The organism is Arthrobacter sp. MDT2-16 (assembly GCF_054510925.1).
The window spans coordinates 118,805-143,142 of sequence record NZ_JBTNDP010000008.1; the positions used below are offsets into that span (position 1 = coordinate 118,805).

Annotated in this window: 25 protein-coding genes and 2 riboswitches; of the genes, 11 read left to right on the forward strand and 14 right to left on the reverse strand. The window is 67.1% G+C overall.

What is annotated here, in order from left to right; all coding sequences use genetic code 11:
• Window positions 1–4 precede the first annotated feature (4 nt).
• The 4 genes from ACX80N_RS14335 to ACX80N_RS14350 all read left to right on the forward strand — a co-directional run bounded on the left by ACX80N_RS14335 (window position 5) and on the right by ACX80N_RS14350 (window position 4,277).
• Window positions 5–763 (forward strand): methylenetetrahydrofolate reductase, encoded by a 759-nt coding sequence (locus ACX80N_RS14335; protein WP_459339927.1) that lies wholly within the window; start codon window positions 5–7, stop codon window positions 761–763.
• Window positions 764–1,028: 265 nt separating this feature from the next.
• Window positions 1,029–2,021 carry a carbohydrate ABC transporter permease gene (locus ACX80N_RS14340; protein ID WP_459339928.1) on the forward strand — a complete coding sequence of 331 codons (993 nt, stop codon included), beginning with the start codon at window positions 1,029–1,031 and terminating at the stop codon, window positions 2,019–2,021.
• Window positions 2,021–2,878 carry a carbohydrate ABC transporter permease gene (locus tag ACX80N_RS14345; RefSeq protein WP_459339929.1) on the forward strand — a complete coding sequence of 286 codons (858 nt, stop codon included), beginning with the start codon at window positions 2,021–2,023 and terminating at the stop codon, window positions 2,876–2,878. The genes ACX80N_RS14340 and ACX80N_RS14345 overlap by 1 nt, the downstream gene beginning before the upstream one ends.
• 46 nt (window positions 2,879–2,924) lie before the next feature.
• The gene (locus tag ACX80N_RS14350; RefSeq protein ID WP_459339930.1) at window positions 2,925–4,277 is read left to right on the forward strand and encodes an ABC transporter substrate-binding protein; all 1,353 of its coding nucleotides are present in this window, start codon (window positions 2,925–2,927) and stop codon (window positions 4,275–4,277) included.
• 138 nt (window positions 4,278–4,415) lie between these two features.
• Here ACX80N_RS14350 and thiD read toward each other — a convergent pair whose 3' ends face one another.
• From thiD to thiM, 3 genes are all read right to left on the reverse strand, one after another.
• Entirely contained in the window at window positions 4,416–5,312 is an 897-nt protein-coding gene (gene thiD / locus ACX80N_RS14355; RefSeq protein ID WP_459339931.1) for a bifunctional hydroxymethylpyrimidine kinase/phosphomethylpyrimidine kinase, read from the reverse strand.
• Window positions 5,300–5,971 (reverse strand): thiamine phosphate synthase, encoded by a 672-nt coding sequence (gene thiE, locus ACX80N_RS14360; RefSeq protein ID WP_459339932.1) that lies wholly within the window; start codon window positions 5,969–5,971, stop codon window positions 5,300–5,302. The genes thiD and thiE overlap by 13 nt, the downstream gene beginning before the upstream one ends.
• Entirely contained in the window at window positions 5,968–6,810 is an 843-nt protein-coding gene (thiM, locus tag ACX80N_RS14365; protein WP_459339933.1) for a hydroxyethylthiazole kinase, read from the reverse strand. Before thiM ends, thiE begins: the two co-directional genes overlap by 4 nt.
• Window positions 6,793–6,895: riboswitch (TPP riboswitch) on the reverse strand. It overlaps the preceding gene by 18 nt.
• Before the next feature lie 176 nt (window positions 6,896–7,071).
• Window positions 7,072–7,167: riboswitch (TPP riboswitch) on the forward strand.
• 49 nt (window positions 7,168–7,216) lie between these two features.
• Between thiM and ACX80N_RS14370 the strand changes: the two genes are divergently transcribed.
• On the forward strand, window positions 7,217–7,981 hold the full coding sequence (locus ACX80N_RS14370; protein ID WP_459339934.1) for a 3-oxoacyl-ACP reductase: 765 nt from the start codon (window positions 7,217–7,219) through the stop codon (window positions 7,979–7,981).
• 801 nt (window positions 7,982–8,782) lie between these two features.
• Here the strand turns inward: ACX80N_RS14370 and ACX80N_RS14375 are convergent.
• Together ACX80N_RS14375 and ACX80N_RS14380 are read right to left on the reverse strand one after the other, a co-directional pair.
• Window positions 8,783–9,214 carry an anthrone oxygenase family protein gene (locus ACX80N_RS14375; protein ID WP_459339935.1) on the reverse strand — a complete coding sequence of 144 codons (432 nt, stop codon included), beginning with the start codon at window positions 9,212–9,214 and terminating at the stop codon, window positions 8,783–8,785.
• Complete coding sequence (locus tag ACX80N_RS14380) at window positions 9,211–10,017, reverse strand: SDR family oxidoreductase (RefSeq protein WP_459339936.1); 807 nt, start codon at window positions 10,015–10,017, stop codon at window positions 9,211–9,213. The genes ACX80N_RS14375 and ACX80N_RS14380 overlap by 4 nt, the downstream gene beginning before the upstream one ends.
• 75 nt (window positions 10,018–10,092) lie before the next feature.
• Between ACX80N_RS14380 and ACX80N_RS14385 the strand changes: the two genes are divergently transcribed.
• From ACX80N_RS14385 to ACX80N_RS14400, 4 genes are all read left to right on the forward strand, one after another.
• Window positions 10,093–11,037 carry an AraC family transcriptional regulator gene (locus ACX80N_RS14385; protein WP_459339937.1) on the forward strand — a complete coding sequence of 315 codons (945 nt, stop codon included), beginning with the start codon at window positions 10,093–10,095 and terminating at the stop codon, window positions 11,035–11,037.
• A gap of 98 nt (window positions 11,038–11,135) precedes the next feature.
• Window positions 11,136–12,230: a GTP-binding protein gene (locus tag ACX80N_RS14390; protein ID WP_459339938.1), complete on the forward strand. Its 1,095-nt coding sequence runs from the start codon at window positions 11,136–11,138 to the stop codon at window positions 12,228–12,230.
• Window positions 12,231–12,268: 38 nt separating this feature from the next.
• Entirely contained in the window at window positions 12,269–12,391 is a 123-nt protein-coding gene (ykgO, locus tag ACX80N_RS14395) for a type B 50S ribosomal protein L36 (protein ID WP_459339939.1), read from the forward strand.
• A 229-nt stretch (window positions 12,392–12,620) separates the two neighbouring features.
• Window positions 12,621–12,830, forward strand: a complete 210-nt coding sequence (locus ACX80N_RS14400; protein WP_459339940.1) for a hypothetical protein — start codon at window positions 12,621–12,623, stop codon at window positions 12,828–12,830.
• 163 nt (window positions 12,831–12,993) lie between these two features.
• Here the strand turns inward: ACX80N_RS14400 and ACX80N_RS14405 are convergent, their stop codons facing one another.
• The 9 genes from ACX80N_RS14405 to ACX80N_RS14445 form a co-directional block, all read right to left on the reverse strand.
• The gene (locus ACX80N_RS14405; protein ID WP_459339941.1) at window positions 12,994–13,293 is read right to left on the reverse strand and encodes a hypothetical protein; all 300 of its coding nucleotides are present in this window, start codon (window positions 13,291–13,293) and stop codon (window positions 12,994–12,996) included.
• Between the two features lie 46 nt (window positions 13,294–13,339).
• Window positions 13,340–13,651 (reverse strand): ArsR/SmtB family transcription factor, encoded by a 312-nt coding sequence (locus ACX80N_RS14410; RefSeq protein ID WP_459339942.1) that lies wholly within the window; start codon window positions 13,649–13,651, stop codon window positions 13,340–13,342.
• Window positions 13,652–13,732: 81 nt separating this feature from the next.
• Window positions 13,733–15,526, reverse strand: coding sequence for an ABC transporter permease subunit (locus tag ACX80N_RS14415; RefSeq protein WP_459339943.1), 1,794 nt, complete (start codon window positions 15,524–15,526; stop codon window positions 13,733–13,735).
• Entirely contained in the window at window positions 15,523–17,058 is a 1,536-nt protein-coding gene (locus ACX80N_RS14420; RefSeq protein WP_459339944.1) for an ABC transporter substrate-binding protein, read from the reverse strand. The genes ACX80N_RS14415 and ACX80N_RS14420 overlap by 4 nt, the downstream gene beginning before the upstream one ends.
• Complete coding sequence (locus ACX80N_RS14425; RefSeq protein ID WP_459339945.1) at window positions 17,055–18,392, reverse strand: MFS transporter; 1,338 nt, start codon at window positions 18,390–18,392, stop codon at window positions 17,055–17,057. The genes ACX80N_RS14420 and ACX80N_RS14425 overlap by 4 nt, the downstream gene beginning before the upstream one ends.
• The gene (locus tag ACX80N_RS14430) at window positions 18,389–19,192 is read right to left on the reverse strand and encodes an ABC transporter ATP-binding protein (RefSeq protein WP_459339946.1); all 804 of its coding nucleotides are present in this window, start codon (window positions 19,190–19,192) and stop codon (window positions 18,389–18,391) included. Before ACX80N_RS14430 ends, ACX80N_RS14425 begins: the two co-directional genes overlap by 4 nt.
• Window positions 19,189–19,962, reverse strand: a complete 774-nt coding sequence (locus tag ACX80N_RS14435) for an ATP-binding cassette domain-containing protein (protein ID WP_459339947.1) — start codon at window positions 19,960–19,962, stop codon at window positions 19,189–19,191. The genes ACX80N_RS14430 and ACX80N_RS14435 overlap by 4 nt, the downstream gene beginning before the upstream one ends.
• A gap of 313 nt (window positions 19,963–20,275) precedes the next feature.
• The gene (locus tag ACX80N_RS14440; RefSeq protein ID WP_105032117.1) at window positions 20,276–20,719 is read right to left on the reverse strand and encodes a MarR family winged helix-turn-helix transcriptional regulator; all 444 of its coding nucleotides are present in this window, start codon (window positions 20,717–20,719) and stop codon (window positions 20,276–20,278) included.
• A 120-nt stretch (window positions 20,720–20,839) separates the two neighbouring features.
• On the reverse strand, window positions 20,840–21,673 hold the full coding sequence (locus tag ACX80N_RS14445) for an alpha/beta fold hydrolase (RefSeq protein WP_459339948.1): 834 nt from the start codon (window positions 21,671–21,673) through the stop codon (window positions 20,840–20,842).
• A 101-nt stretch (window positions 21,674–21,774) separates the two neighbouring features.
• On the opposite strand from ACX80N_RS14445, the gene ACX80N_RS14450 reads away from it, so the two are divergent.
• The gene (locus ACX80N_RS14450; RefSeq protein ID WP_459339949.1) at window positions 21,775–22,509 is read left to right on the forward strand and encodes a response regulator; all 735 of its coding nucleotides are present in this window, start codon (window positions 21,775–21,777) and stop codon (window positions 22,507–22,509) included.
• Window positions 22,510–22,551: 42 nt separating this feature from the next.
• Window positions 22,552–24,234 (forward strand): ABC-F family ATP-binding cassette domain-containing protein, encoded by a 1,683-nt coding sequence (locus ACX80N_RS14455; RefSeq protein WP_105032114.1) that lies wholly within the window; start codon window positions 22,552–22,554, stop codon window positions 24,232–24,234.
• Window positions 24,235–24,338 lie beyond the last annotated feature (104 nt).

Sequence of the window (24,338 nt, forward strand, 5' to 3'; positions counted from 1 at the left end):
CCTCGTGGAACGGTTGCGCGCGCACGTGCCCGCTCCCGCAGCCGTGACCGTCACGTGCCTGCCGCAGCATGGTCCGCGGAAGGCGGTGGATGTGGCGGTGGGCCTGGCAGGAGCCGGGTACACGGTGATCCCGCATCTGGCCGCCCGTTCGGTCACGGACCGCGCCGAGCTCGCCCGGTACGTGGGGCAGTGCGGTGACGCCGGCATCACGGACGTGTTCGTGGTCGGCGGAGACGCTGCCGAACCCGCGGGTCCCTACGCGTGGAGCGGCGCATTGATGGAGGACATCGCCGACCTCTCGGGCGGGACCCTGCGCATGGGGATCGCCGTCTACCCCGAGGGACACCCCGGGACGTCCGATGCGGAGCTGGCCCGGACGCTGCGCGCCAAGCAGGAACTGGCGTCCTGGTGCGTCACCCAGCTCTGTTTCTCGCCCGCCACACTGCGCGCCTACCCGTCCCGGTTGCGCGAGGCGGGCATCGGTCTGCCGGTGTGGGCCGGCGTCCCAGGGCCCGTGCGCATGAGCCGCCTCGTCCGGCTCGCCGGACGGATCGGGGTAGGCCAGTCACTCGGGTTCCTCCGGCGATCGGTGGGCGGAGCGGGCGCCGGCTCGGTGGTCCGGCAGCTGCTCTCCTCGGCGTCCTACGATCCGGCGCCGCTGGTGGCTGCACTCGACGGCGCCGGCTACGCGGGAGTGCACCTGTACAGCTTCAACGACCTCGCGGAGCTCGTCTCCTCCGGACTCACGCGGTCCGCCGGCTAGGTCCGGAGGCGCGACGCCGCGCTGTGCCGGCTCACCCGGACACGGCACGAGCGCAGAGCGGAATATCCACGGAGAACTATGTCACCGACCTTCCTGCCGCCGATCGGACCGAGTGGGTGGCCGTCAGGAGAACAGGAGGCAGCGCGCCTTAATGCCGGGTGAACTCTGCCGGACAAGTCCGCCGGACGCCGCCGTTCCGGGGATTTCGGGCACTCGGCGCCCCTAGCCTTGCAAGAGTTCGAGCAGGCGGAGTGAAGGGCGATCGATGGAACAGGTGACGGACACCCCCGTGGTCTCCGGCGGACCGAGGGAGCGGACCGGCCACAGGTCACAGCCGTCGTCGCCCGCCGCCGGCCCTGCTCCGCGGCCGGTGCAGCGCAGGCACCGGACCCCCTGGAAAGCCTGGCTGCTGTTCCTGCTCTTCGCGGGGCCCAACGTGGCCCTGCTGGTGATCTTCACCTACAAGCCGCTCCTGCAGTCCCTGTACTACTCGACGCTGCAGTGGAACATCGGCTCGGCGGTCGCCATGCCCGTCGGCTTCCAGAACTACGCCGACTGGTTCACGGACCCGACGACGCCCCGGATCATCGCCGTGACGCTCGTCTTCACGCTCGCCACCGTGGGCGGCGGTATGGTGATCGGGCTCCTCCTCGCGCTCGTCCTCAACCGCAGGCTGCGCGGCACCGGCGCTGCGCGGACCGTCGTCGTCGCGCCGTACGTGCTGTCCGGCGTCGCCGTCGGGCTGCTCTGGCTCTTCGTGTTCGATCCGAACTTCGGTGTCACCGCGGCCCTGCTGCGGCTCGTGGGCCTCGCCTCGCCGGACTGGTACAACGACCCGCAGTGGGCGCTCGCCATGGTGATCGTGGTCTACCTGTGGAAGAACGTGGGCCACGTGGCGCTCATCTACCTGGCCGCCCTGCAATCGGTGCCGCGGGACCTCGTGGAAGCCGCCTCGATCGACGGGGCGACCTCCCTGCGGTCCTTCCGGTCCATCGTGCTGCCGCTGCTCGGTCCCACCACGTTCTTCCTCGCCATCACCACGCTGCTGACGTCGCTGCAGTCCTTCGACATCATCCAGGCCATGACCAAGGGAGGACCGCTCGGGGGGACCACCACGATGATGTACCAGATCTATCAGGAGGGCTTCCAGAGCGGGCGCGCCGGCTATTCGTCGGCGGTCGCCACCATCCTCTTCGCGGTCCTGCTGCTCGTGACGTTCGCCCAGCTGAAGTACGTCGACAGGAAGGTGCACTACTGATGGGTGCCACGACAACGCAGGCGGGCGTCGCGCGGCGCCGGACACCCACCCCCTGGGGGAGCTACCTCACGCTGACGGTCGCGGTGGCCGTCATGGTCCTGCCCCTGGTCTGGATGGTGCTGGCGGGCTTCAAGGACCCCGACGAGATCTACAGCTCACCCATCCAGTGGCTGCCCGCCACGGTGGATGCCACGAACTACGCATCGGCGATCAACGCCGTGCCCTTCGGGAACTTCTTCCTCAACAGCGCCATCACCACCGTGATCGGCGCCGGCCTCAAGATGATGCTGGGCCTGACGACCGCGTACGCGCTCGTCTTCCTGGACTTCCCGCTCAAGAAGCTCGTCTTCGGCGTGGTGATCTTCGCGCTGCTCGTGCCGCAGCAGATCGTCATCATCCCCAACTACACGCTCGTGGCCGAGCTCGGCTGGATCAACACCTACCAGGGCATCATCGTGCCCGGCCTCGCGAGCGCCTTCGGCACCTTCCTCTTCCGCCAGCACTTCCTCACACTGCCTGCCTCCATCCTCGAGGCGGCCGCGCTCGACGGCGCCGGCCACTGGACGCGCCTGTGGCGCTTCATCGTCCCGATCTCGGCCCCGACCATCGCCGCCGTGGCCCTCGTGTCGATCGTCGCCGAGTGGAACGAGTACCTGTGGCCGCTGCTCGTCGTCGACCGCGCCGAGATGATGACCCTTCCCGTGGGACTCACGCTGCTGCAGAACAACGACGGCATGGCCGACTGGGGCGTCCTCATGGCCGCCACGGTGCTCGTGACCGCCCCCGTCCTCATCGCCTTCTTCGCCCTGCAGAAGCGGATCGTCTCCGGCCTCACCGCCGGTGCCGTCACCGGCTGAACCCCACCTGTTCCCTCCGATACACCCCTACCACCCAGGAGTCCCCATGTCCCCGCGCCCGCAGATCGACCTCGACCGCCGCCAGTTGCTCCAGTTCACCGCGCTATTCGGGGGCGCCGCCGCACTCGCAGCCTGCAGCGGCCCGTCCGTCAGCTCCGACGTCTCCGGCGGTGCCGCCACGGAAGCCGCCACCGACTGGGCGTCGGTCACCCCGGCGAAGGAGATCACCTGGTGGAGCAACCATCCGGGTGCCTCCAGGCCCGTCGAGGAGGAGCTGATCAGGCGCTTCACGGCCGAGAGCGGCATCAACGTTAACCTCGTCACGGCGGGGGCCAACTACGACGAGGTGGCCCAGAAGTTCCAGGCCGCCACGGGCACCGGCAACGGGCCCGACGTCGTCGTCGCCAGTGACGTGTGGTGGTTCCGCTACATGATCAACGGGCAGACCCTGCCCATGGATCAGATCGCGGAGCACCTCGGGTTCGATACCGCGGACTACAACGAGACGCTCTACAGCGACTACCGGTTCAAGGACGCACACTGGGCCGTGCCCTATGCGCGGTCCACCCCGCTGTTCTACTACAACAAGGACGCCTGGGCCGCGGCGGGCCTGCCGGACCGCTCGCCCGAGACATGGGACGAGTTCATGGAGTGGGCCCCGAAGCTCGCCGCCGGTGGCATCACGCCGCTCGGCCTCGGCAAGGGCACCTCGTGGGCCGCCTGGTGGTTCTGCAACTTCCTCTGGGGCAGGGGAGGCGCGTACTCGGACGAGTGGACCATGACGCTGGACACCCCGGAGGCCCTGGACGCCGCGAAGTTCGTGCAGTCCATGATCTTCGAGGACAGGGTGGCCGCCATCGCGGCGACCGACAACGCCGTCGACTTCGGTGCTGGGCTCACGGGCTGCACGATCGCCTCCACCGGTTCGCTGACCGGGATCCTGAAGGCCGCGAAGTTCGAGGTGGGGACCGGGTTCCTCCCGGCGGGTCCCGAAGGTCCGGCCTGTCCCACGGGCGGTACCGGGGTGGCCATCAGCGCGGACCGTACGCCGGAGCAGCAGCTCGCCGCGGGCATGTTCCTCAAGTTCCTCACGAGCACCGACAGCACCGCATACTTCTCCTCGAACACCGGCTACATGCCCGTGCGGACCTCGGCACGCGACAGCAGCATCATGGCCGAGGTGTACGCGAAGTCACCGCAGTTCCGTACCGCCGTGGACCAGCTCGAGACCACGCGTGTTCAGGACTGGGGCCGCGTGTTCGTGCCGGGCGGGGACAAGGAGCTGACGACGGCGCTGGAGAGCATCATCCTGCAGCAGGGCGACCCTGCGACGGCCTTCGCGACCGCCAGCACCGCGATCCAGCGCTCCTTCGAGCAGAACGTGGAGCCGTACCTCTAGAACCGCGGGCGCGGTCGGATCCACTCCCTCTCCCACGCGGCGAGCAACGGCAGCGCGCCTCGTCGACCCCGACGCTCCTCGCAGAGGGACGTTCTGTCTGCGTCTCGAAGCAGGCCAGCCCCTCGCTGATTCGTACTCCTAATCCATCCTGCTGTCGTGTCGACTTGGGTGGGTCTCGGCTTCCGCCCAGAGCTGGTGGAAGTGGTTGATGGGTCCGTTGCCCTGCCCGACCTGCAGTTCATCGGCATGGGTAAGGGCATCCTGCAGCCAGTTCTTGGTGTCGGAGAGTGCGCGGGTCCAATCGCCGGTCCTCGCCATCACGGTGGCGATGGCGGAGGACAGTGAACACCCGGTTCCGTGTGAATTCCTGGTGTCCACCCGGGGGGTGATGATCTCGAAGACCTTTCCGTCGTGGGTGCTTCCCAGTCGTCCGGAGGTGTCGACGAGTGCGTCGGGGCTGCCGTCGGCGTCCAGGTGGCCGCCCTTGACGAGCACCACCGTTCCGGAGGTAGTGGACAGTTCTCGGGCCTGGTCGAGAGCTACGGGCCACTGTGCGGTGATCGGTCCGCCCACCAGGACGGCTAGTTCGGGAAGGTTGGGGGTCACCAAGTGAGCCTGGCCGACCAGTTCGCGCAACGCGGTCTCGGCGTCAGCGGCCAGGAGCCGGTCCCCGCTGGTGGCAACCATGACAGGATCCAGCACCACCAGAGGCGGCTGTACCCGGCCGAGCCATTCCCGGACAACGGTGATGGTCGCTACGTCTCCCAGCATGCCGATCTTCACCGCATCGATCGTCACATCGTCACTGACCGCATCGAGTTGCTCTCCGAGGAACGTCGGTGGTGGGGTGTGTACGGAACGAACGCCCCGCGTGTTCTGCGCCACCAGGGACGTGACGACCGCCATTCCATATCCGCCGAGGGCGGCGATGCTTTTCAGGTCGGCCTGAATGCCCGCGCCACCGGTCGGGTCGGTTCCGGCGATGCTGAGAATCCGAGGAACTTCACGCGGGTTCAGATCATTCAGGAACACCATGCCTCCTTCAACGCCTCTGCCGCGGACCTGGGATCCTTCGACGCGCAGATGGCGGATACGACGGCCACCCCGACGGCACCGGCATCTCGCAGAGGGCGTAGATCAGCGCCACTGATTCCCCCGATCGCGACACACGGCAGGGAACTTGCCGTGACGAGGGCACTGAAGCCGCTGATCCCCAAGGGCTCAGGATGATCGGGCTTGGTAGCGGTCGCATGAATGGCACCGACCCCTAGGTAATCCACCATCCCGACCGGAAACCGGTGCGCCGCGCGGATCTCGGCCGTGGTTGCCGCACTCAAGCCGACGATGGTCTCCGGTCCTACCAGCGCCCGGACGAGGTCTGCCGGCACGTCGGACTGACCGACATGCACCCCGGCTACCTGCGCTCCCGCGGCCCGAGCCGCCAGGAAGATATCCACCCGGTCATCGACCAATACCGGCACGGTGCCTCCGACAGAATCCGCGACAGTCACGAGCAGGTGCAGCAGGTCCCGCGCGGAGGCTTCCTTGTCCCGCACCTGGATCATCGTGGCACCGCCGGCCACGGCCTCGGCCGCGACTGTCGCGACCGATCGTGGGCTGCACTGCGCCGTATCAGTCACCAGGTACAGCGGCAGGTGCTGGCTGAGGTCCGCCCTGAAGCCCTGGCGGATCATCGTGCGGAGCCCGATGCTTCGACGGAACGGAGGTCCAGCCTCATGATGACGTCGTCAGGTGTGAGGCCTGCAAGCATGTCGAGGAAGCTCACCGCGAAGCTCCCCGGGCCGTGTGCCTGCGCCGCAGCCTGCTCCGCTGCAATGGTGTAAGCACCGGTGGCTGCTGTCGCGGCCAACACTGCATCATCGGTCAGCGACGCGAAAGCGGCCATCACCGCACCCAACGCGCACCCGCCACCCGTGACACGGGTCAGGAGGGAGTTCCCATTGGCTGCAGCGACCATCTGTCCGTCCGGTCCGACAAACAGATCGACCGCACCGGATACCGCCACCGCCGACCCGGACGAGGCAGCCAACTGCCTGGCGGCCTCGAGAGCGGAGGCGGGCTCTTCGGTTGAATCCACTCCCCGGCCCCCGGTTCCTACCCCGGCCAGAGCCAGGATCTCCGACGCGTTGCCGCGGATGATGCTCGGGCGGTGGGTGACAAGCTGATGGGCCAAGTGTGTGCGGACGGTCAGAGATCCGATTGCCACCGGATCGAGGACCCATGGGGTGCCGGCGGTATCGGCGGCCTGCACGGCCTCGACCATCGCGGCCCGCTGCTCCTGCCCTGGGGTGCCCAGATTGACCAGGAGCCCCGATGCTACGGAGGCGAATTGCCCGGCCTCCTCCGGTATGTCCACCATCGCCGGAGCTGCCCCTAGGGCGAGCAGCACATTGGCGGTGAAGTTGGTCACCACCGCGTTGGTGATGATCTGCACCAGAGGGCTCCGGGCCCTCGACTCCTCGAGCAGTGCGGCACAATCCGATGATGTATAGCGAATAGCCATCCGCGACATCCCTTCGCTAGTTCGAACTAGATCAGGTTCAACGGGTATCGATTCTCAGCTGCACCATTGGCGGGCAGCACCCCGTGTCACTACTGCCACCCTAGCGTTTCCCCGCACAACGCATGGAACAGCAGCCACTTGTGGAAAGGCGCGTGGCTCCCGTCGGAGCCAGCCGGAGCACCAAGGCCCCGGCGCTGCCATGATCGTCTGAATCCACCCCGTCCCGCCGATCCGGCCGACCCTCCTCCAGCCGGCCAGGGTTAGTGTGGAGGTAGTGACACGGGGTGCCGGTTCCCACCGGCTGAGATGACACCCGTTGAACCTGATCCAGTTCGTACTGGCGAAGGGATGTCCTCCCGGCCCCTGCGGGTGTCGGTTCCGCATTCTGTCGCCCTGAAGCCAGGGAAGTCCCTTCATGCAACTCAGAGAACAGGTCGTGTTAATCACCGGTGGCGGCCGCGGACTCGGCTCCAGCATCGTCGATGCCTTCGCCGCCGAAGGCGCACGGGTGGTGATCAACTACCGCGTCAGCCACGACAGCGCCCAGGAACGCGCAACTCGTATCGGTTCGTCACGGGCTGTAGCGCTGGAAGCTGATGTCACCGATCCCGAACAGGTACGCGCCATGCTCGAACACGCGCAGCAACACTTCGGAGCCCCGATCACCACCGTGGTCAACAACGCGCTAGCGCCCTTCTCCTTCAACGGAGACGCCCGCCCGTATGCAGCTGAGATTGATTGGGATGCGTTCGAAGCCCAGTTCTCCGGAAGTGTCCGAGGAGCCCTGAACACAATCCAAGCCGCTCTGCCCGGAATGCGGGAACAAGGGTTCGGGCGGGTCATCAACATCGGCACCAACTTGTTCCAGAACCCTGTGGTGCCCTACCACGACTACACCGCGGCGAAAGCGGCCCTGCTCTCGCTGACCCGGACTCTGGCCAAGGACCTGGGCCAGCACGATGTCACGGTGAACATGGTCTCTGGCGGCCTGCTGCGCACCACCGATGCCAGCGCAGCCACCCCCGAGGAGGTGTTCGACCTCATCGCGTCCTCCACCCCGCTGGGACGTGTCACCACACCGCAGGAATTCGCGGACACGGTCCTTTTCTTCGCCTCTCCCTGGGCCCGGGCGATCACCGGGCAGAACCTGGTGGTCGACGGGGGCCTCGTCATGGACTGACCCCGGAAACAACCCGGGCCGCACAGGTCTCGGAGCATCAGTGAGCCCATGAAGCGCCCACGATCAGGTTGCCAGCCGAGCGACCTGTCGCGTGCCTGGTCGGTACACCGTCGCACATCCACCGAACCGACCAGGTCCGGCCGAGGCGGTCGGCATTCGGCTTGTGCTCCTGACACCTCGTCGCACCGTCCGGGACTCCCGGAACGATGCGGGGATCGGGAACGCAGGTGATCGCCCATCACAGGAGGCGAGGGCAGGAGCAGCGGCGTTCCTCGAATCAACAGGCTCAGGGGTGGTTCCAGTGCAACGAAGAACATAGGGCCATCCCCTACAGGACCTCGGCGTCGGGACCTCAGAGGTCTTCCGAGAAGACCCGGTCTGATCCACGGATGAGGTACGAGTCGAGGTCGGGGGCGGCGAGTGTCCTGCCGGCGGTGGGCAGTCCGCAGCCGATGATGAGGCCTCCACTGCCATCTGAATGTGGCTCGGCGACATCGCCGGGCTGGTTACGGTCTTCCTCACTGCGTTCACGGTCGTATGGGCATACGAGTTCCGTCTTCATCCGGCTGCTGCCCAGCAGGTCCGGCACCGCCTGGCATGAGCTCACCCCTGGACGGGCTCGGCCCGACACTCGACCTGCCCGAACGCCTCGCCGCGATCGTTCCTCAGCGCCCACGCCCCCAACACGCCCGCCCGCTAGGCGATCCCGCACTGGGAGGCAGGACCAGGTGGTGCTGCGATGACTGGCTGAAACCGCTGATCTCGTATGGGACATAAGGAGCGCTTCTGAGCGTTCCCGATTCAGGTGGGGGACCAGTGTGTAGCAGCAGTGAGTACAGCGGTAGCGGCGAGTGTGGCGCGCACTGTGTTCGCGGTCGTCCAATGGTGGCTGTAAACGTTCCAGAAAGTTGAACCGTCTCGTTCGAGTCGCCTGTTGAGTGGGACATTGACTGTCATCGTTACGATGGTGCTCGCCAGGGATGCCCCCGCGATGACCAGTTCGATGGTGTTTCCTCGGGGTGCTGCGGTTATGGCGGAACCGGTGGCTGCCAGGGCGGCGACTCCGAACATCACGATGAAGGGTCCGCGTTCTGCTTTCCTGTTGATCTGGATCATTGCGGCGGTGGCACCTTCATCGTCGAGGCGTCGTAGCGCGGGAATGACCATTGCGGAGAAAGCTGCGTACACGCCGCCAAGAAGACCTGCGCCCACGACTGTGGCGACCTGGATCACGACCAACCTCCGGCTTCGACGGTGCGTTGCGCGTAGGTCTGCAGTGATGAAGGCTGACGGTCGAGGAGGACCTGGATTCCGTCAGTGAGTGAAGCGTTGCGGCCGTCGAGGATGTCCGTGAAGAGGTGTGCCAGAGGTTCGGCTTCTTGGGCTGGTATCCCGTCGGCGGCGAGATCCTCCACGAAGGTCGGAACATCGACCGATTCAAAGGTCACCGGCCTGCGACATGCCTCAGCGAGGATTTCAGCTGCTTGCGCGAAGGTCAGCAGCTCCGGCCCCGATAGCTCGTACGTGGCATCGAGTGGGGCCGATCGGGTAAGGGCCAGCACCGCGGCGTCGGCGACGTCGTCCAGATCGACAAATGCTTCTGGTACATCAGGTGCTGGCAGCCGCAGCCGACCGCGACGAACGGGTCCAGAGAGGAAATGCTCGGAGAAATTCTGCTGGAACCAGGAACAGCGCAGCACTGTGGTCGGCACGCCGCCACTGCGCAGGGCCGCTTCGCTCGCTCTCGCTCCCTCCTCACCCCGGCCCGAGAGCAGTACGAGCCGCTCGAGTCCTGCCTGTGCTGCCAGAACACCGAGGGCTTCCATTTTTGCGGGAACTCCGGGAAAAGCGAGGTCGGGTGTGAAGCAGACATAAGCTGCCGTGCTACCACGCACAGTGGTCGCCCAGGTTCCACGGTCGTCCCAGTCGAAACCAGTTCGACGTGATGCGAACCGGACCGGCGCAGCGGTAACGGTCAGGCGGTCGAAGACCCGTGAGCCAGAACGCCCGGGCCCTCCGAGGATGAGAGTTGTCATAGCCCCAGTACATAGGCCACTGGCTGGACGTCAAATGGTTCAGACGCTGGACTTACTTCGTCATCGTCTACATTCATGAGCATGGATCCCTTGACGCATTTTCTGGACGGCCCTCGCGCTGTGGGTGCTTTCACCCTGGCGATGCACATGAGTGCTCCCTGGGGCGTCCGCGTCGACGATCACGCCGCACTGACGATCGTCGCCGTCACCCGCGGCCAGGCCCGGGTCGATGAGATGCTGTTGACCGCAGGTGACGTCGCCCTGATCCGGGGCCCAGAACCATACTGCGTGACAGATGACATCGCCAGCATGCCCTCCATCACGATCGGCCCCGGTCAGCAGTGCACCACTGTTGATGGTCGTGATCTTCGAGATGAATTCAGGCACGGCATCCGGCACTGGGGCAACACCTCAGATGGTGGAACATCCCTTCTCATCGGCACGTATGAGCGTCCGGACGAGGCGGGTGGCCTCGTCGCTCGCGCCCTTCCCGGACTGGTCGTCGTATCGCACGCAAGAGCCGACGGCGCTTTCCTTGATCTGCTCGAGCGCGAGATCACGAATGATGACCCTGCGTCTCAGGTCGTGATCGATCGTCTTCTCGACATACTCGTCATCAACACCATCCGTAGCTGGGCCAACGACCCGACCCACCCTCGGACGCCCACCTGGCTCACGAGCAAGGACCCTCTGGTGAAGCGCGCCCTCGAGTATCTTCATGCCGAGCCCGCAGCACCATGGACTGTGGAACTCCTTGCCCGGCAAGTGAATACTTCCCGCGCATCACTTGCCGCCCGCTTCCGCTCCGATGTAGGCGAACCACCCATGACCTACCTCACCCGCTGGCGCCTCACCCTGGCCGGAGACCTGCTCCACTCCCTCGACACGACAGTTGCAGACGTCGGCCGCAGCGTCGGATACAACAACGCTTACGCCTTCAGCACTGCCTTCAAGCGTCAAGTGGGCGCAACACCATCAGAGTTTCGTCGACACCGTCCTGTGTTGTCCCCGGATCACTGACTGTACGGCTCACACGATCACGGTCCTGCCGTTCCATGCCACGACTGACCCCGATCACCCCGCTTCCTATATGAGAACGATTCTCATATAGTGAGAGCATGCACCTCGTTCTCATCACGTCCCTCGATGCGCTGAGCCGCAACAACGCCGCGTCGGTCTTGGCGGATCTCTCGCCCGGCACGCCCGTCGTTCTGCACGATCTGCTCGACGGCGGCGTGGTGACACGTCGCGTTCATCGCAACAGTGCGTTGGTGGAGCGCGAGTCGACGGTGCTCGAGCATGGGTGCCTGAGTTGCACCGTCCGATTCGATCTCGTGCCGGCTCTTCTCCGTCTAGCCGCTGCAGGTGCAACTCGAGCGATCGTAGGGCTGCCACCTGGCACCACCGCCGAGAACGTTCTTGATGGCCTCAACACTGCGGCGCCGCGGTCCTTCGCCATCGACACCGTTGCACTGGCGGTCCGACCCGAGGATGTCGAGGACCAGCTGTGGGACCACCACACCCTGTTCGCATCCGGCTACACCGCCGTTCCCGAGGACTCCCGGACCCCGGGCGAGTTCCTCATAGGTGAGTTCCTTTTCGCCGACACGGTCCTGACCGCGACGAGCGATCTCCTGCCGAGCGACCCTGAACTCCTGCTGCGGGGCGTGCAGCTCATCGGCGAACTCGCCCCGCATGCCACCATGGTGTCGCTTGCGGGCATGACAGGCCTAGGCGGCCTTGGGGAACATGATGACGGGCAGGCCCGCACCCGCAGCCTTCCGGGAATGGTCCTGGCGCCGGTGAGACCATCGGCTTCGTTCTCGGCGGCAGCCTCCGAGGCATCAACGGAGCCGTTTCGGACCGTTGAGCATCGCGTTGAGAGACCCCTGCATCCCGATCGTTTCCGGACCGCCCTCGGCGCGATAGCCCGAGGCTGCTGTTTCGTTCGCGGAACCGTCTGGATTGCAGGCATGCCCGATACCCGTGTCGCCGTGCAGGGGGTTGGTCCGCGTGTGGCACTGGCGAACGGCGGCGCTTGGAGCATTGACGCGCGCCACGGCGAGTGGTGCCGCGGCACGCACCTGGCCCTCACCGGTGACGACCTGGATGACGCCGGCATCGCCGGCCTGCTCGATGCCTGCGCCCTCACCGATGAGGAACTCCGATCCATGCCATCCCCGGGTGCTGCCAGCACCCCTCACCAGGCCTGACCACCATCACCACCGACAGCAATCCCTGAAGGAGCATGATGAAAGTACGCAATTCCCTCCGAGCGTTGAAGAAAGTCCCGGGAGCCCAGATCGTCCGACGTCGCGGCAGGACCTTCGTCATCAACAGGAAGAACCCGCGCATGAAAGCCCGGCAGGGATGACCCCATGGAACAGGGGTCGACACCGGATGGGGCGTCGGAGACGAGGCGCGCAAATGGGAGCGGCAAGCAATCGGCCGGCCTCGTCATAGCGCTCTGCGCGGGTCACCGATGCGCCGCACTGACCCGTATGTGCGGTGGCACTGATCTTGCAGCAGCCGTCGCCCGCTCCCGGGGAGGCGTACTCGTTTCCGCGCCGTGCTTGGGCCAGTGCGCCCAGGGCCCTGTCGGTGTGATCGCGCTTCGCTCTTCGCGTGCCGACATCACCGGCCCCTCCGTCTGGCTGGGTGGCCTCGACTCCACCGGGCGCCTGCAAACCCTCAGCGACTGGGTGGAGCAGTGGCAACCCACCGAAGAGAGTGGCGGCGCACTGCCACAGGACCTCGAAGCCGCCGTGCTGGGATCCGGCCCTCCGATTCGCCTGGCCCTGACCGACCACTGAGATCGAAGGACTGCGGGACGGAGAAGCAGATACGGCGGGCCGGAGCACCCCCCTACGGCCCGCCACCGCCAGGCTTCCAGATGGAACAGTTCAGCACCGGACCCGTGAGGGGCCGGTGCTGATCCCCAGGAGCTGAGGGCGGTCCGAGGCGGGCAGGGGTGTCCTAGTGCTCGTCGTAGTGGTCGCCGTGCTCGGCGTGGCGGTGGCCGTCATGGACGTAGTCGGTGTGGTCACCGTGCTCGACGGCCTCGTGGTTGCAGTCCTCTGCGCCGTGGGTGTGGTCGGCGACGCTGTGCTCGGCGTGCTCGTCGTGCTCGTCGTAGTGGCCATCGTGCTCGGCGTGGCGGTGACCGTCGTGGAGGTAGTCGGTGTGATCGCCGTGCTGTACGGTTTCGTGCGTGCAGTCAGCGGTGCCGTGCTGGTGCTCGTCGAGGGTGTGCTCGGCCTTGATCTCGTTGCTCATGCTGATCTCCTTGATGCGGGTGTGCCCGCGCATGTGATGGCTCTGCCTAGTGGCTGTGGTTCGTCGTCGGTGAAGCCTCGACCGTATGGGCGATCGCATCATCGATGACGTGGGCTACGTGCTCGTCGGTCAGCGCGTAGATCGCTTCGCGTCCTGACCTGCTGACGGTGACGAGGTTCATGCTGCGCAGCACCCGCAGGTGCTGCGACACCAGAGGCTGGGACAGCCCTGTCGACTGGACGAGGGAGCCCACGGACCCCTCACCACCGGCGAGGGATGTCAGGATTCTCAGCCGGGATACCGTGCTGAGTGCCTTGAACAGCTCCGCTGCCTGTTCGAGCTGAGCGTCATCCGTCATGCAAATACATAAACACGTATGCATGTGATTATGCAAGCGTGGCGGCGACCTTGCCGTCCTCATGCGGCGTGCCAGACGGGATCAGGCCACTACTGCTGCGTCTTCCTCAACGGTGTTCCTCTTCTGGCGACGGGGCTTTGTGGGGAGGGTGAGCCCGGAGGCGGAGACGGCCAGGACGGAGGCGAGGATCAGGGCTGATGCCGGCGCGAAGACGGCCCAGGGAGCGCGTTCGACGTAGGCCATGCCTTCGGACAGGACGAGTCCCCAGTCGGGGCTGGGCGGGTTGGCGCCGAGGCCGAGGAAACCCAGTGCTGCCAGGGCGAGGGCGGTTCCGGGGAGGCGGAGCATGGCGTGCCGGAAGAGGGGGCCGATGATGTGCGGGAGGATGTGCCGGGTCAGGGTTCGGGCGCGTCCCACGCCGAGGACCGGGAGAACGGCGACGAACGGCAGGCTCCGGGCCTGCAGGGTCAGGGCGGAGGTGTGCGCGGCCAGGGGCGCCCAACTCACCAGCGCCACGGCGAGGGCGGCGCCCCCGATGGACGCCCCGGAGATCGCGGCGACGATGATCCCGGTGATCACGGGCGGCGCGGCGTTGGCGACCTCGAGCGGCCCTGTGCCCAGGCGTGGCAGGGATCCTATCAGGATGCCGATCAGCAGGGACACCAGTACCACGATGAGAGCTGTGCCCACGGTGGACACGGTGCCGTGTCCGACCCGTGCGAGCAGGTCGCGCCCGCTGGCGTCCGCCCCGAAGGGCAGGGCCCAGCTCGGGGGTGCCAGACGCGGATGGGCTGAGATGAAAGGATCACGCAGGACCCCGGCCGCAGTGAGCAGCCCGAGGAGTATTGCCGCTGTCAGGGGCACGGCGAGGTCCCGACGACGGAATGCGGGAGGGACGACGGCGACGGGTACGACGCCCAGACGCCCGGCAGGACCGAGCAATACCTGGCGGATCAGTGCCGCGACCATCCCGGCGAGGATCGCCAGGACGAGGAGGGAGAGGACGCCGGCCTGCAGCACGGGGATGTCCTGCGAGGTGGCAGCACCCAGGGTCGCCCGTCCTATGCCCGGGATCGCGAAGACCCGCTCCACCGCGACCGCACCGCCGGTGAGTCCGACGATGACCAGCGCGGCCTGGCTGGAGACCGTCGGTAATGCCCGCCGCAGGAGCCCGACCGCGATCTGGCCGCGGGTGAAACCGGCCGACAGCCATGCGGACACCCACTGTTCATCCCCGGCGGAGCCGATGGCGTCGGCCAGGAGTTTACCCAGCAGCCCGCCAGCGGGCAGGCCCATGGCCAGGGCGGGTAGGACCGCGTAATGCAGTCCCAGCCATCCCGACGGCGGGAACCAGCCGAGCCAGACCGCGCCGATGACCAGGAACAGGGACGCCAGCAGGAACTCGGGCAGGGCTGTCGCTGTCGTCGCCAGCAGGCCGGCACCGCGTCGGCGTTCACCCTTCGAGGTGCGCAGGAGCGCAGGCAGGGAGAACAGCCCGGCGACCAGTAGGGCGACCGTTCCGGCGCAGATCATGAGCGTCACCGACACACCGAGGGCGCCGAGCGTCCCGGGCAGCACGGGGGAATTGGAGATCCAGGACCGGCCGAAGTCCCCGGTGAGGATCCCGGAGAACCAGTCGACGAAGACCAGGATCGGTCCCCGGTCCAGACCGAGTTCGGCCCGGACCATCGCCAGTGATTCAGGTGTTGCTTCCAGGTCGGCGTACCGGGCGCGAAGGACCGTGTATTCCGGGCTCTGCCCGGACAGCCAGGGCAGCATCCCGATCACCATCACGACGGCCAGCAGCGCTCCCGCCCGTGACAGGCCTACCAGGACGGCACTGGCGGGAAATACCCTGGCGGGGATGCGTGTCACTGCTCGATGCGGGTGTCGCCGGTGACCAGCGTCCGCTCACGAGGGTCCCGGGCCGCGCCGTCCACGCCTGCCGCTTCGCCCTGGATGACGCGCTCGTGCAGCATCGGGATCGCAGCGTCCCGGGCAAGGATCTCCGCTTCGGCGGCGATGATCGCGTCCCGTCGTTCGGCACCTGCCGGCAGCGCCGCCGCCGTCTTCAACGCCTCATCGACGGCAGGGTCGCAGAACTGCGAGATGTTGAAGGACCCCTCGCACGCGAAGTCGCTGTACATGTACGCCACGGGGTCCCCGGAATCGAGGACCGTGGCACGGGACAGGATGAACGCGTCGAACGTGCCGTCGAGGGCGTCGGCCTCGATGAACTGGTACTCGCGCACGTCCTGCTCGACGACGAACCCGGCTGCTTCGAGCTGCTGCTCGAGCTGTACGGCGACCTCGGGAAGTTCCGCACGATCCGTGAACGTGCCGAGGCTGATCCGCACACCATCGACCGTGGCAGGTGCGGGCCGATCCTCGAGGATGGCCTGATAGTCATCGTCGCGTTCTTCTGCCGCCCATGGGAGTGCCGGGCCGAGGAGCCCTTCGGCGATGTCCGCCCGGCCCTCGTACACGTTCGAAACGATGGTCGCCCGGTCGATGGCCTCCCGGGCCGCAGCGCGCACCGCGGGGTCCGCGAACGGCCCCGATCCGGTGTTCAGGTACAGGGTGTTCGTTCGCGGCATCGGTACCTCGAACACCAGGTCCTCATCGATCTGCGCGACCTGGCTCACCGGGATCGCTTCCACGACGTCGGCCGTCCCGGTCCTCAGGGCCGCTGCGCGCGCGGTACCGTCCGGCACGAACTGCACATCGATCCCTGCGGCTGCGGCTGCGTCACCCCAGTAGTCCTCGTTGCGGTCCAGCGTCGCCCCCGACGTACCGTCGACGGCGGTCAGGACGAACGGACCGGTCCCGGTGCCGACCGGGTCGACGGCGTCACCTTCGTAGGCGTCGGCGGCCAGGATGGAGAGCTGGGGGCTGGACATGCGCTGCGGCACGAGCGGGTCCGCGACCGCAGTCGTCACGGTCACGGTCATCTCGTCGCTGGCGACAGCGGTCAGATCCACGCCGTCCAGGATGCGCGGTGTGGGGGACGCCTGCGCGGCGGCAGTCAGTGATCGGGCGACGTCCTCGGCGGTCAGCGGGGTGCCGTCGTGGAAGTCCACCCCGTCGCGGATGGTGAACGTCCACTCCGTGGGGGCGGTCTGTTCCCACTCCGAGGCCAGAGAGGGTTGCGCTTCCCCGAGCTCGTCGAGGACGACGAGGGTTTCGGCCGTGGACCAGCGTGAGAGCTTGAACGCATCATCGCTGAGCGGGGTCAGGCCCGAGCGGGGCGGCTGCAGCATCGCGATCGACACCCGCTCCTCTCCCCCCTCACCGCTGCTCCCCGTAGCCCCGGCGGACTCAGGAGATCCGGATGAGAAGCAGCCCGTCAGCGCGAGGCAGCTGATGGTCGAGACGGCGAAGAGGGCAAGGGAGCGGCGGTGCGTCATGGCTGAACCTTCTGATCGAGAACGGGCGGAAGAACCCGGGATGAGGAACGTGCGGGCGGTGCAGGACGTGCAGGAGCGGTCGGGAGGAAGCGGGGCAGCAGCGCCGCGCTGAAAGTTGCCAGGAGGATCAGGAGGGCCCACCCGGAGGCACCGCCCAGGGTGTCGCGGAGGACACCGGTCAGGCTGTTGCCAACCAGTACGGCGATGCCCCCGCAGCTGGCAAGGAGACCGTAATAGGCGCCCAAAGACCGTTGACCGGCGAAGCGGTGGACCTGCTGCATACCGGCGGGTCCGACGAGCATGTGCCCGAGACTGAGGAGGATGACCAGTGTGATCGGCCCGGTCATGGTCGGAAGCCCTGGCACGAGATGCATCCCGGTACTGCCGAGGAGGGCGATCGCTCCGAAACCTGCCGCGATGCAGATGAAGCCCGAACATAGAGCCGAGGCTGGGCCGAGGCGGGCTGCAAGAGCGGACATCGGCAGCTGCAGCGCGATCGTCAGGACCGATGCGAGGGTGAACATCACGGCCAGCACCCCTGCACCGGAACCGCCGTCCTCGAGTTCGAGGGGCAGCGCGAAGTACAGCTGGTTGTAGGCCAGCAGGTTGGTGCTGAAGAACGCAGCGAAAGCGACGAAACGGCGATCCCGCAGACAAGCGAATGCACTGCGCAACCCTGATCCCTCGCGCCCGGGTCCGGCGCGGATCCCGACATCAGTCTCCGTCCCGGCAGCGTGTCCCGGCAGGAGGAGCCAGAGTGCGACGCCGACGGCGAGGAAGAGACAACCGGCCGATACCGCGACTACCGGGAACCCGAAGGGTAGAAGCCCGATGCCGATAAGGGGCCCGGTAACAGCACCGATCTCGCCGAACAGCACGAGCCAGGCGAACAGGTTCCGTCGCGGCGCGTCCTTCGCTCCCGTGCCGTTCGTGGATACCGACGCGCGGTCGAGTGTCCCGATGAGCCCTTCGACGGCCGGTGAGAAGAAAGCGCCCCCGATGCCGGTGAGCACGGCGCTGAGCAGGAAGGGCCAGAAGGTCTCGGACGTTGCGAGCCCGAAGTAGCCGGTGGCGCGGATGATGCAGCCGGTCAGGATGCTGCGGCGTGGCCCCCAACGGTCGGCGATGACCCCGCCGAGGAGGAACATGCCCTGCTGGCTGAAGGTCCGCGCCCCGAGAACGAGGCCGACCGCGGCGGCACCAAGACCGAGGTCCTCGCTCATGACAAGGGCGAGGAAAGGGACGACCGCGTAGAAGCCGATGTTGAACACCAGCTGAGTGGGCAGGAGCAAGGACGCCGAGGCGTGGTTCCTCGGAGGAGCGCTGTCGGTCATCGAACGACAGCACCGGGTGACAGTCGTGCGGCATCGAGTTCGCGGGTCGCCTCGTGCTGCGGATCATTCAGGATCCGCTCGGTGGGGCCTTCCTCCACGATCCGCCCGCCGGCGAGGACCGCGGTCCTGGCACACACGGCGGCGATCGCGTCGAGGTCGTGGGACACGAACAGCAGCCCCAGGTCGTGCTCGCTTATCAGCATCCGCAGGACATCGAGCACCTGATTGCGTAACGGCAGGTCCAGCCCGCTCACGGGCTCATCCGCGAGGAGGATCGCAGGACCGACCACGAGGGCCCGGGCGATCGCCACACGCTGGTTCTGCCCGCCGGACAACTCGAACGGCCGCTTCCCGGAAGCTGTCGCGGGAAGCCCCACCCGGGACAGTGCGTCACGGATCCGGGCCGGGTGCTGTCCGTCGACACCAAGGCAGACGAGGGGCTCGCGCAGGAGCTGGTCCACGGTCAGCCGCGGATCGAGGCTGCTCGCCGGATCCTGTGGTACGTACTGCACCTGTTGCCGGTACCAGCGCAGTGACTTCAACGGGCCAGGGCGGATTACCCGGCCCTGCAGCATCACCGACCCGGAATCCGGTGTCTCGAGGGCCAGCAGTGTGCGCAGGAGAGTCGACTTGCCGGAACCGGAGCTGCCCACCAACCCTACGCTGCTGCCACTGGAGACCTCCAGCGACACCCTGTGAAGGATCTCGGTGGAGACACTCCTGCGGAAGGCTTGCCCGGGCCGCGACAGGGACAGTCGTATGTCCCGCGCTGTGAGAGTTGCGGTAGGAGTGGGGGTCATACGGCCGCGATGCTTCCACGAGCGGCTGCGTCCCCTGCTGACTCCATCAGCGCACGTGCATGAGGGTGAGCGGTACTGCCGGCGAGGTGAGCGAAGGAACCCTGGTCGACCACGGTTCCGTCGTCGATGACTACAGCGCGCGAACATAAGGAAGCCGCCGCCGCGACGTCATGGGTGATGAGCAGAATGCCTGCACCGGCGTCTGCTGCCTTCCGAAGGGCTGAGAGTACGAGTTGCCGGGAGACGACATCAAGGGCCGTGGTCGGTTCATCCGCGACCAGGAACGACGCCCGACAGGCCAGCGCCTGAACGATGCAGACACGCTGCCGTTGGCCGCCGGAGAGTTCCATCGGGAAGCTTTGCAGGACGCGGAGCGGATCGGCGAACCCGACATCCCCGAGCGTGGACGCAGCCAGGGACATCGCGGCTGCCCGGGTCGTGGCGGCACCTGATCGGAGAAGAACAGGAACAAGCTGCCGACCGATCCGCACCAGCGGATGAAGGGCAGTGAGGGAGTCCTGACGCACAGCGGCCAACCCCGGGCGAAACCTCGTGGCGAGAGGAACGTCCTGACCCTGGATCTCCAGGTGACCCGTGGCCCGTGCGCTTCCCGGAAGAGATCCCGTGATGGCTGCGGCGGTCAGCGACTTACCCGACCCGGATGATCCGATCAATGCCACCACTTCACCGGGAGCAACTGACAGGGACAGATCCTTCAGGAGCAGGCGGTCACCGACCCGTACGGACAGACCATCGAGGGTAAGACTCACCGCACATACCTACCCTCATACTCGTGACCAGCGTTGTCGCCAACGTTAGCGACAATGAGTATGGTTCTCAAACGACGTCCGAACAGCAGCGACACACTGTCGTGGGCCTGCATCAGGATGAGCGCGCTGTGGAACGGTCACGCGGCGGGGAGGCATACCGGGGAATCATCCCCGGGGCCGACATCGTGTTCGCCGGCGACGACGAGGCCAGCCTCGACGCCGCCGCGCAGGTGATGCGGTCACCGGGGCCGAACGAGGAACGGCCGCCCCCGGAGGGACGGCCGCTTCCACCGCTGAAAAGTGCTCGGGGTGCTCAGACGACGGCGGCTGCCGGCCTCTGGCGCTGCGGGCCGAGTTCGCTGACGATGCCCCGCAGGAGGCTGCGGAGCTCGAAGGATTCGAGTCCCTCGCCCACCATCAGGGTGCGCTCGATGTGCTCGGCCCGGTTGAGGGCCTCGAGGCCCGCGGCGGTGATCGTGATGCGCTGGCTGCGGCGGTCGATGCTGTCGCGGATGCGGGAGATGAAGCCCTGTCGCTCGAGCTTCTCGATCGTCTTGCCGATGGTCTGCGCCTGGACGTGCACGGCGACGGCGAGCTTCGCGCCCGTCATCGTGCCCTGGCGGGACAGCACGCCGAGGGTGGTGTAACCGGCATGGGTGATCCCGATGTCGAGCAGCTTCTCGTTCCACGCGTGGTCCACGAGGCGGGCAGCGGTAGTGAGCAGGCGGCTCGTCGACCACTCTTCCAGTTCAGACATGCGATCTTCCTTCCAAGGCTTGAAACACCCGGCCGATACTGCTGACCAGCGCCGGCCGGGTGTCGTGACCTTGCGCCTGACCGCTACTACAGGGGGACGGGATCAGCCGCAATACCTTCATCATGCACTTCGATCTTCAAGTTTTCCCGGTGTCCCGTCCGAAGCTTGCGACAAGATCCCGGCCCCGAGCGGGCTGGTGCGCGCCGTGAACGCGATGATCTCCGCCGCGACGGGACGCGCCGCGGAGTGCTGGACCACGTGCCCCTGGCCGTCGATCTCCACCAGCGTTCCGTCCTGAGCCCGGGCCGCGAGTTCGCGACCCCACCGGCGTCGGGCCACGGGATCACGCCCGCCCCGCACCACCAGGACGGGGCAGGGGAGCTGCTCGACGGCCCGCTCCAGCGGGTACTGCATCATCGGCTGGAGCTGCCGCAGGTACCAGCGCAGGCCGGTGCGGATGTAGTCCGTGAGCACGATCGCGTTGGAGGAGGGGCGCTCGCGGAAGGCGTCGTGGCCGAGGGAGACCCCCTGCTGCACCACGGTGCGTCGTCGCCGGTCCACCACCGGTCCGATCAGGACCACCCGCTCGGCGATGGAGGGCTCCTTCAGGGCGGCCGCCGTGACGAACTGCCCGCCCATCGAATGACCTACGAGCGTGCACGATTCCACGCCCAGCGCGGCAAGCGCCTCGATGATGAAGCTCGCATGGTCCTCGACGCCCAGCTGGGTCCGCGGCCGGGGATCCGGCCCGTACCCCGGCAGATCCACGGAGTGCACGACGGCGTCGGCCGAGAGTTCCGCCCGGAGGCGGTCCAGGTAGCGGTGCGTCATACCCAGGCCATGGACCAGGACGTACGGGCTGCGGGCGGTGGCGGGCGTCTCTGGTCCCGGCGTCGTGCGGATGCGGACGGTGCAGCCGTCCACCTGCACGGTGCTGAATGTGGTCGGATGCATCCGGGCAGTCTACGGGGGCGCCTGTGCCGTTTCTCAAGATTCGTTCAAGCAAACCGGCCGTTCACGGCCTTCGGAGCCCCGATCTGTGGAACTCTTGTTCCATGTCCGTTCCCACGTCCCAGCGCACGGCGCTGATCGTCGAGGACGATCCTGATATCCGCGAACTGCTCTCCACCACGCTGCGCATGAACGGTTTCACGACCATCGAGGCCGCGTCCGGACTCGACGGCCTCGCGGCGCTGAAGGAGCATCAGCCCGACCTGATCACCCTCGACCTCAACCTCCCAGACCTCGACGGCGTCGAGGTCTGCCGGCAGTGCCGTGCCTCCAGTGACGCCTACATCGTCATGGTGACGGCCCGCCAGGACGAGATCGACCGGCTGATCGGCCTCGAGATCGGCGCGGACGACTTCATCGGCAAGCCGTTCAGCCCGCGGGAGCTCTCCGCGCGCGTCTCGGCGATGTTCCGCAGGCCGCGCACCGGCACCGGCATGGCGCCGCCACAGGAGCCGGCGGACGACGGACTGCTGCGCCACAACGATCTCACCATGGACGTCGAGGGACGGGTCGTCGCCCTTAACGGGCAGGAACTCGCGCTCACGCGCATCGAGTTCGACCTGCTGGAGACCCTCCTGACGGGCGCCCAGCGCGTGTGGACGAGGGAGGCGCTGCTCAATCGCGTGTGGGGTGACGGCTGGAGCCAGGACCACCACCTCGTCGAGGTGCACATCCGCAACCTGCGCAAGAAACTCGGCGAGGACATGAGCAACCCCCGCTTCATCCGTACCGTGCGCGGTGTCGGATACCGGATGATGCCGGGCGACATCCGGCGCTGACCGGCGTACCGCCGGTTTGGGCGCGGATGGAACACTTGATACGTGGCTCATCTCGACGTCTCCGGTATCGACTACTTCCTCTCCGACGGCAGGCAACTGCTCAACGGTGTGGCCTTCAAGGTGGGTGACGGGCACAAGACGGCCCTGATCGGCCCGAACGGCACCGGCAAGACGACCCTCCTGCGCATCATCTCCGGCGACCTCGCCCCGGACGAGGGAGCGGTCAGCCGCTCGGGGTCCATGGGCATCATGCGGCAGTTCGTCGGCCAGGTACGCGACGACACGACCGTCCGGGACCTGCTGGTCTCCGCCGCGCCGCCCGCGCTCGCCGCGGCCGCCCAGCGGATCGACGAGGCCGAGCTCGCCATGATGGAGGCCGACGACGAGCCCACCCAGATGAAGTACGCCCAGGCCATCGCCGACTGGGGTGACGCCGGTGGCTACGAGCTCGAGACCACCTGGGACGAGGTCACCATGGCGGCCCTCGGCGTCCCCTTCGACCGCGCGCAGTACCGGGCGGCATCGTCGCTCTCCGGCGGTGAGCAGAAGCGCCTGGTGCTGGAGGCGCTGTTCTCCGGCCCCGACGACCTCCTGCTCCTCGACGAGCCGGACAACTACCTCGACGTCCCCGGCAAGCGGTGGCTGGAGGCGAAGCTGCGCGAGTCGAAGAAGTCGGTGCTGTTCGTCAGCCACGACCGCGAACTGCTCGCCAACGCCGCCACGCGCATCGTGACGCTCGAGCCCGGGGCGCTCGGAGCGTCGTCGTGGACGCACGGCGGCGGGTTCGAGACCTACCTGAAGGCCCGCGCGGACCGCAACGCGCGTTTCGAGGAGCTGCGGAAGCGCTGGGACGAGGAGCACCTCAAGCTCAAGGAACTCGTCAACATGTACAAGAACAAGGCCGCGTTCCGCTCGGACATGGCCAACCGCTACCACGCCGCGCAGACGCGCCTCGCGAAGTTCCTCGAGGCAGGGCCGCCCGAGGCGATCCCGCTCGAGCAGAAGGTGTCCATGCGCCTGCAGGGCGGACGGACCGCCAAGCGCGCCGTGGTGGCGCAGAAGCTCGAACTGACCGGACTGATGAAGCCCTTCAGCACCGAGATCTGGTTCGGGGACCGCGTGGGCGTGCTGGGCTCCAACGGCTCCGGGAAGTCCCACTTCCTGCGCCTGCTCGCGGCCGGCGGATCGGATCCGGACAAGGAGCACCAGCCCGTGTCCGACGTCGACATCGCTGCCGTGCCGCACGAGGGCACCGTGAAGCTCGGCGCGCGCATCCGGCCCGGGTTCTTCGCCCAGACGCACTCGCGCCCCGATCTCCTGGGGCGCACCCTCGTGGACATCCTGCACCGCGGCGACGAGCACCGGTCGGGGCTGGGACGCGAGGCCGCCTCCGCCGTGCTGGACCGCTACGGGCTGGCTGCCCAGGCCGAACAGCCCTACGACTCCCTCTCCGGCGGGCAGCAGGCCAGGCTGCAGATCCTGCTCCTGGAACTCTCCGGTGCCACGCTCCTGCTGCTCGACGAGCCCACCGACAACCTCGACCTGCATTCGGCGGAGGCGCTCGAACGGGCCATCGACGCCTTCGAGGGCACCGTCATGGCCGTGACCCACGACCGCTGGTTCGCCCGCGGCTTCGACCGGTTCCTCGTCTTCGGATCCGACGGCAAGGTGTACGAGACGAAGGAGCCCGTCTGGGACGAGAGCAGGGTGGTCCGGGCGCGCTGACCGGCCTCATCCACAACTCCTTCCACAGGTTTGTCCACAAATTGTGGACAAGTGACGCATGGTCACCGAGCTCCGCGTTTGTGGCACACACCGGCGCCCGCCTA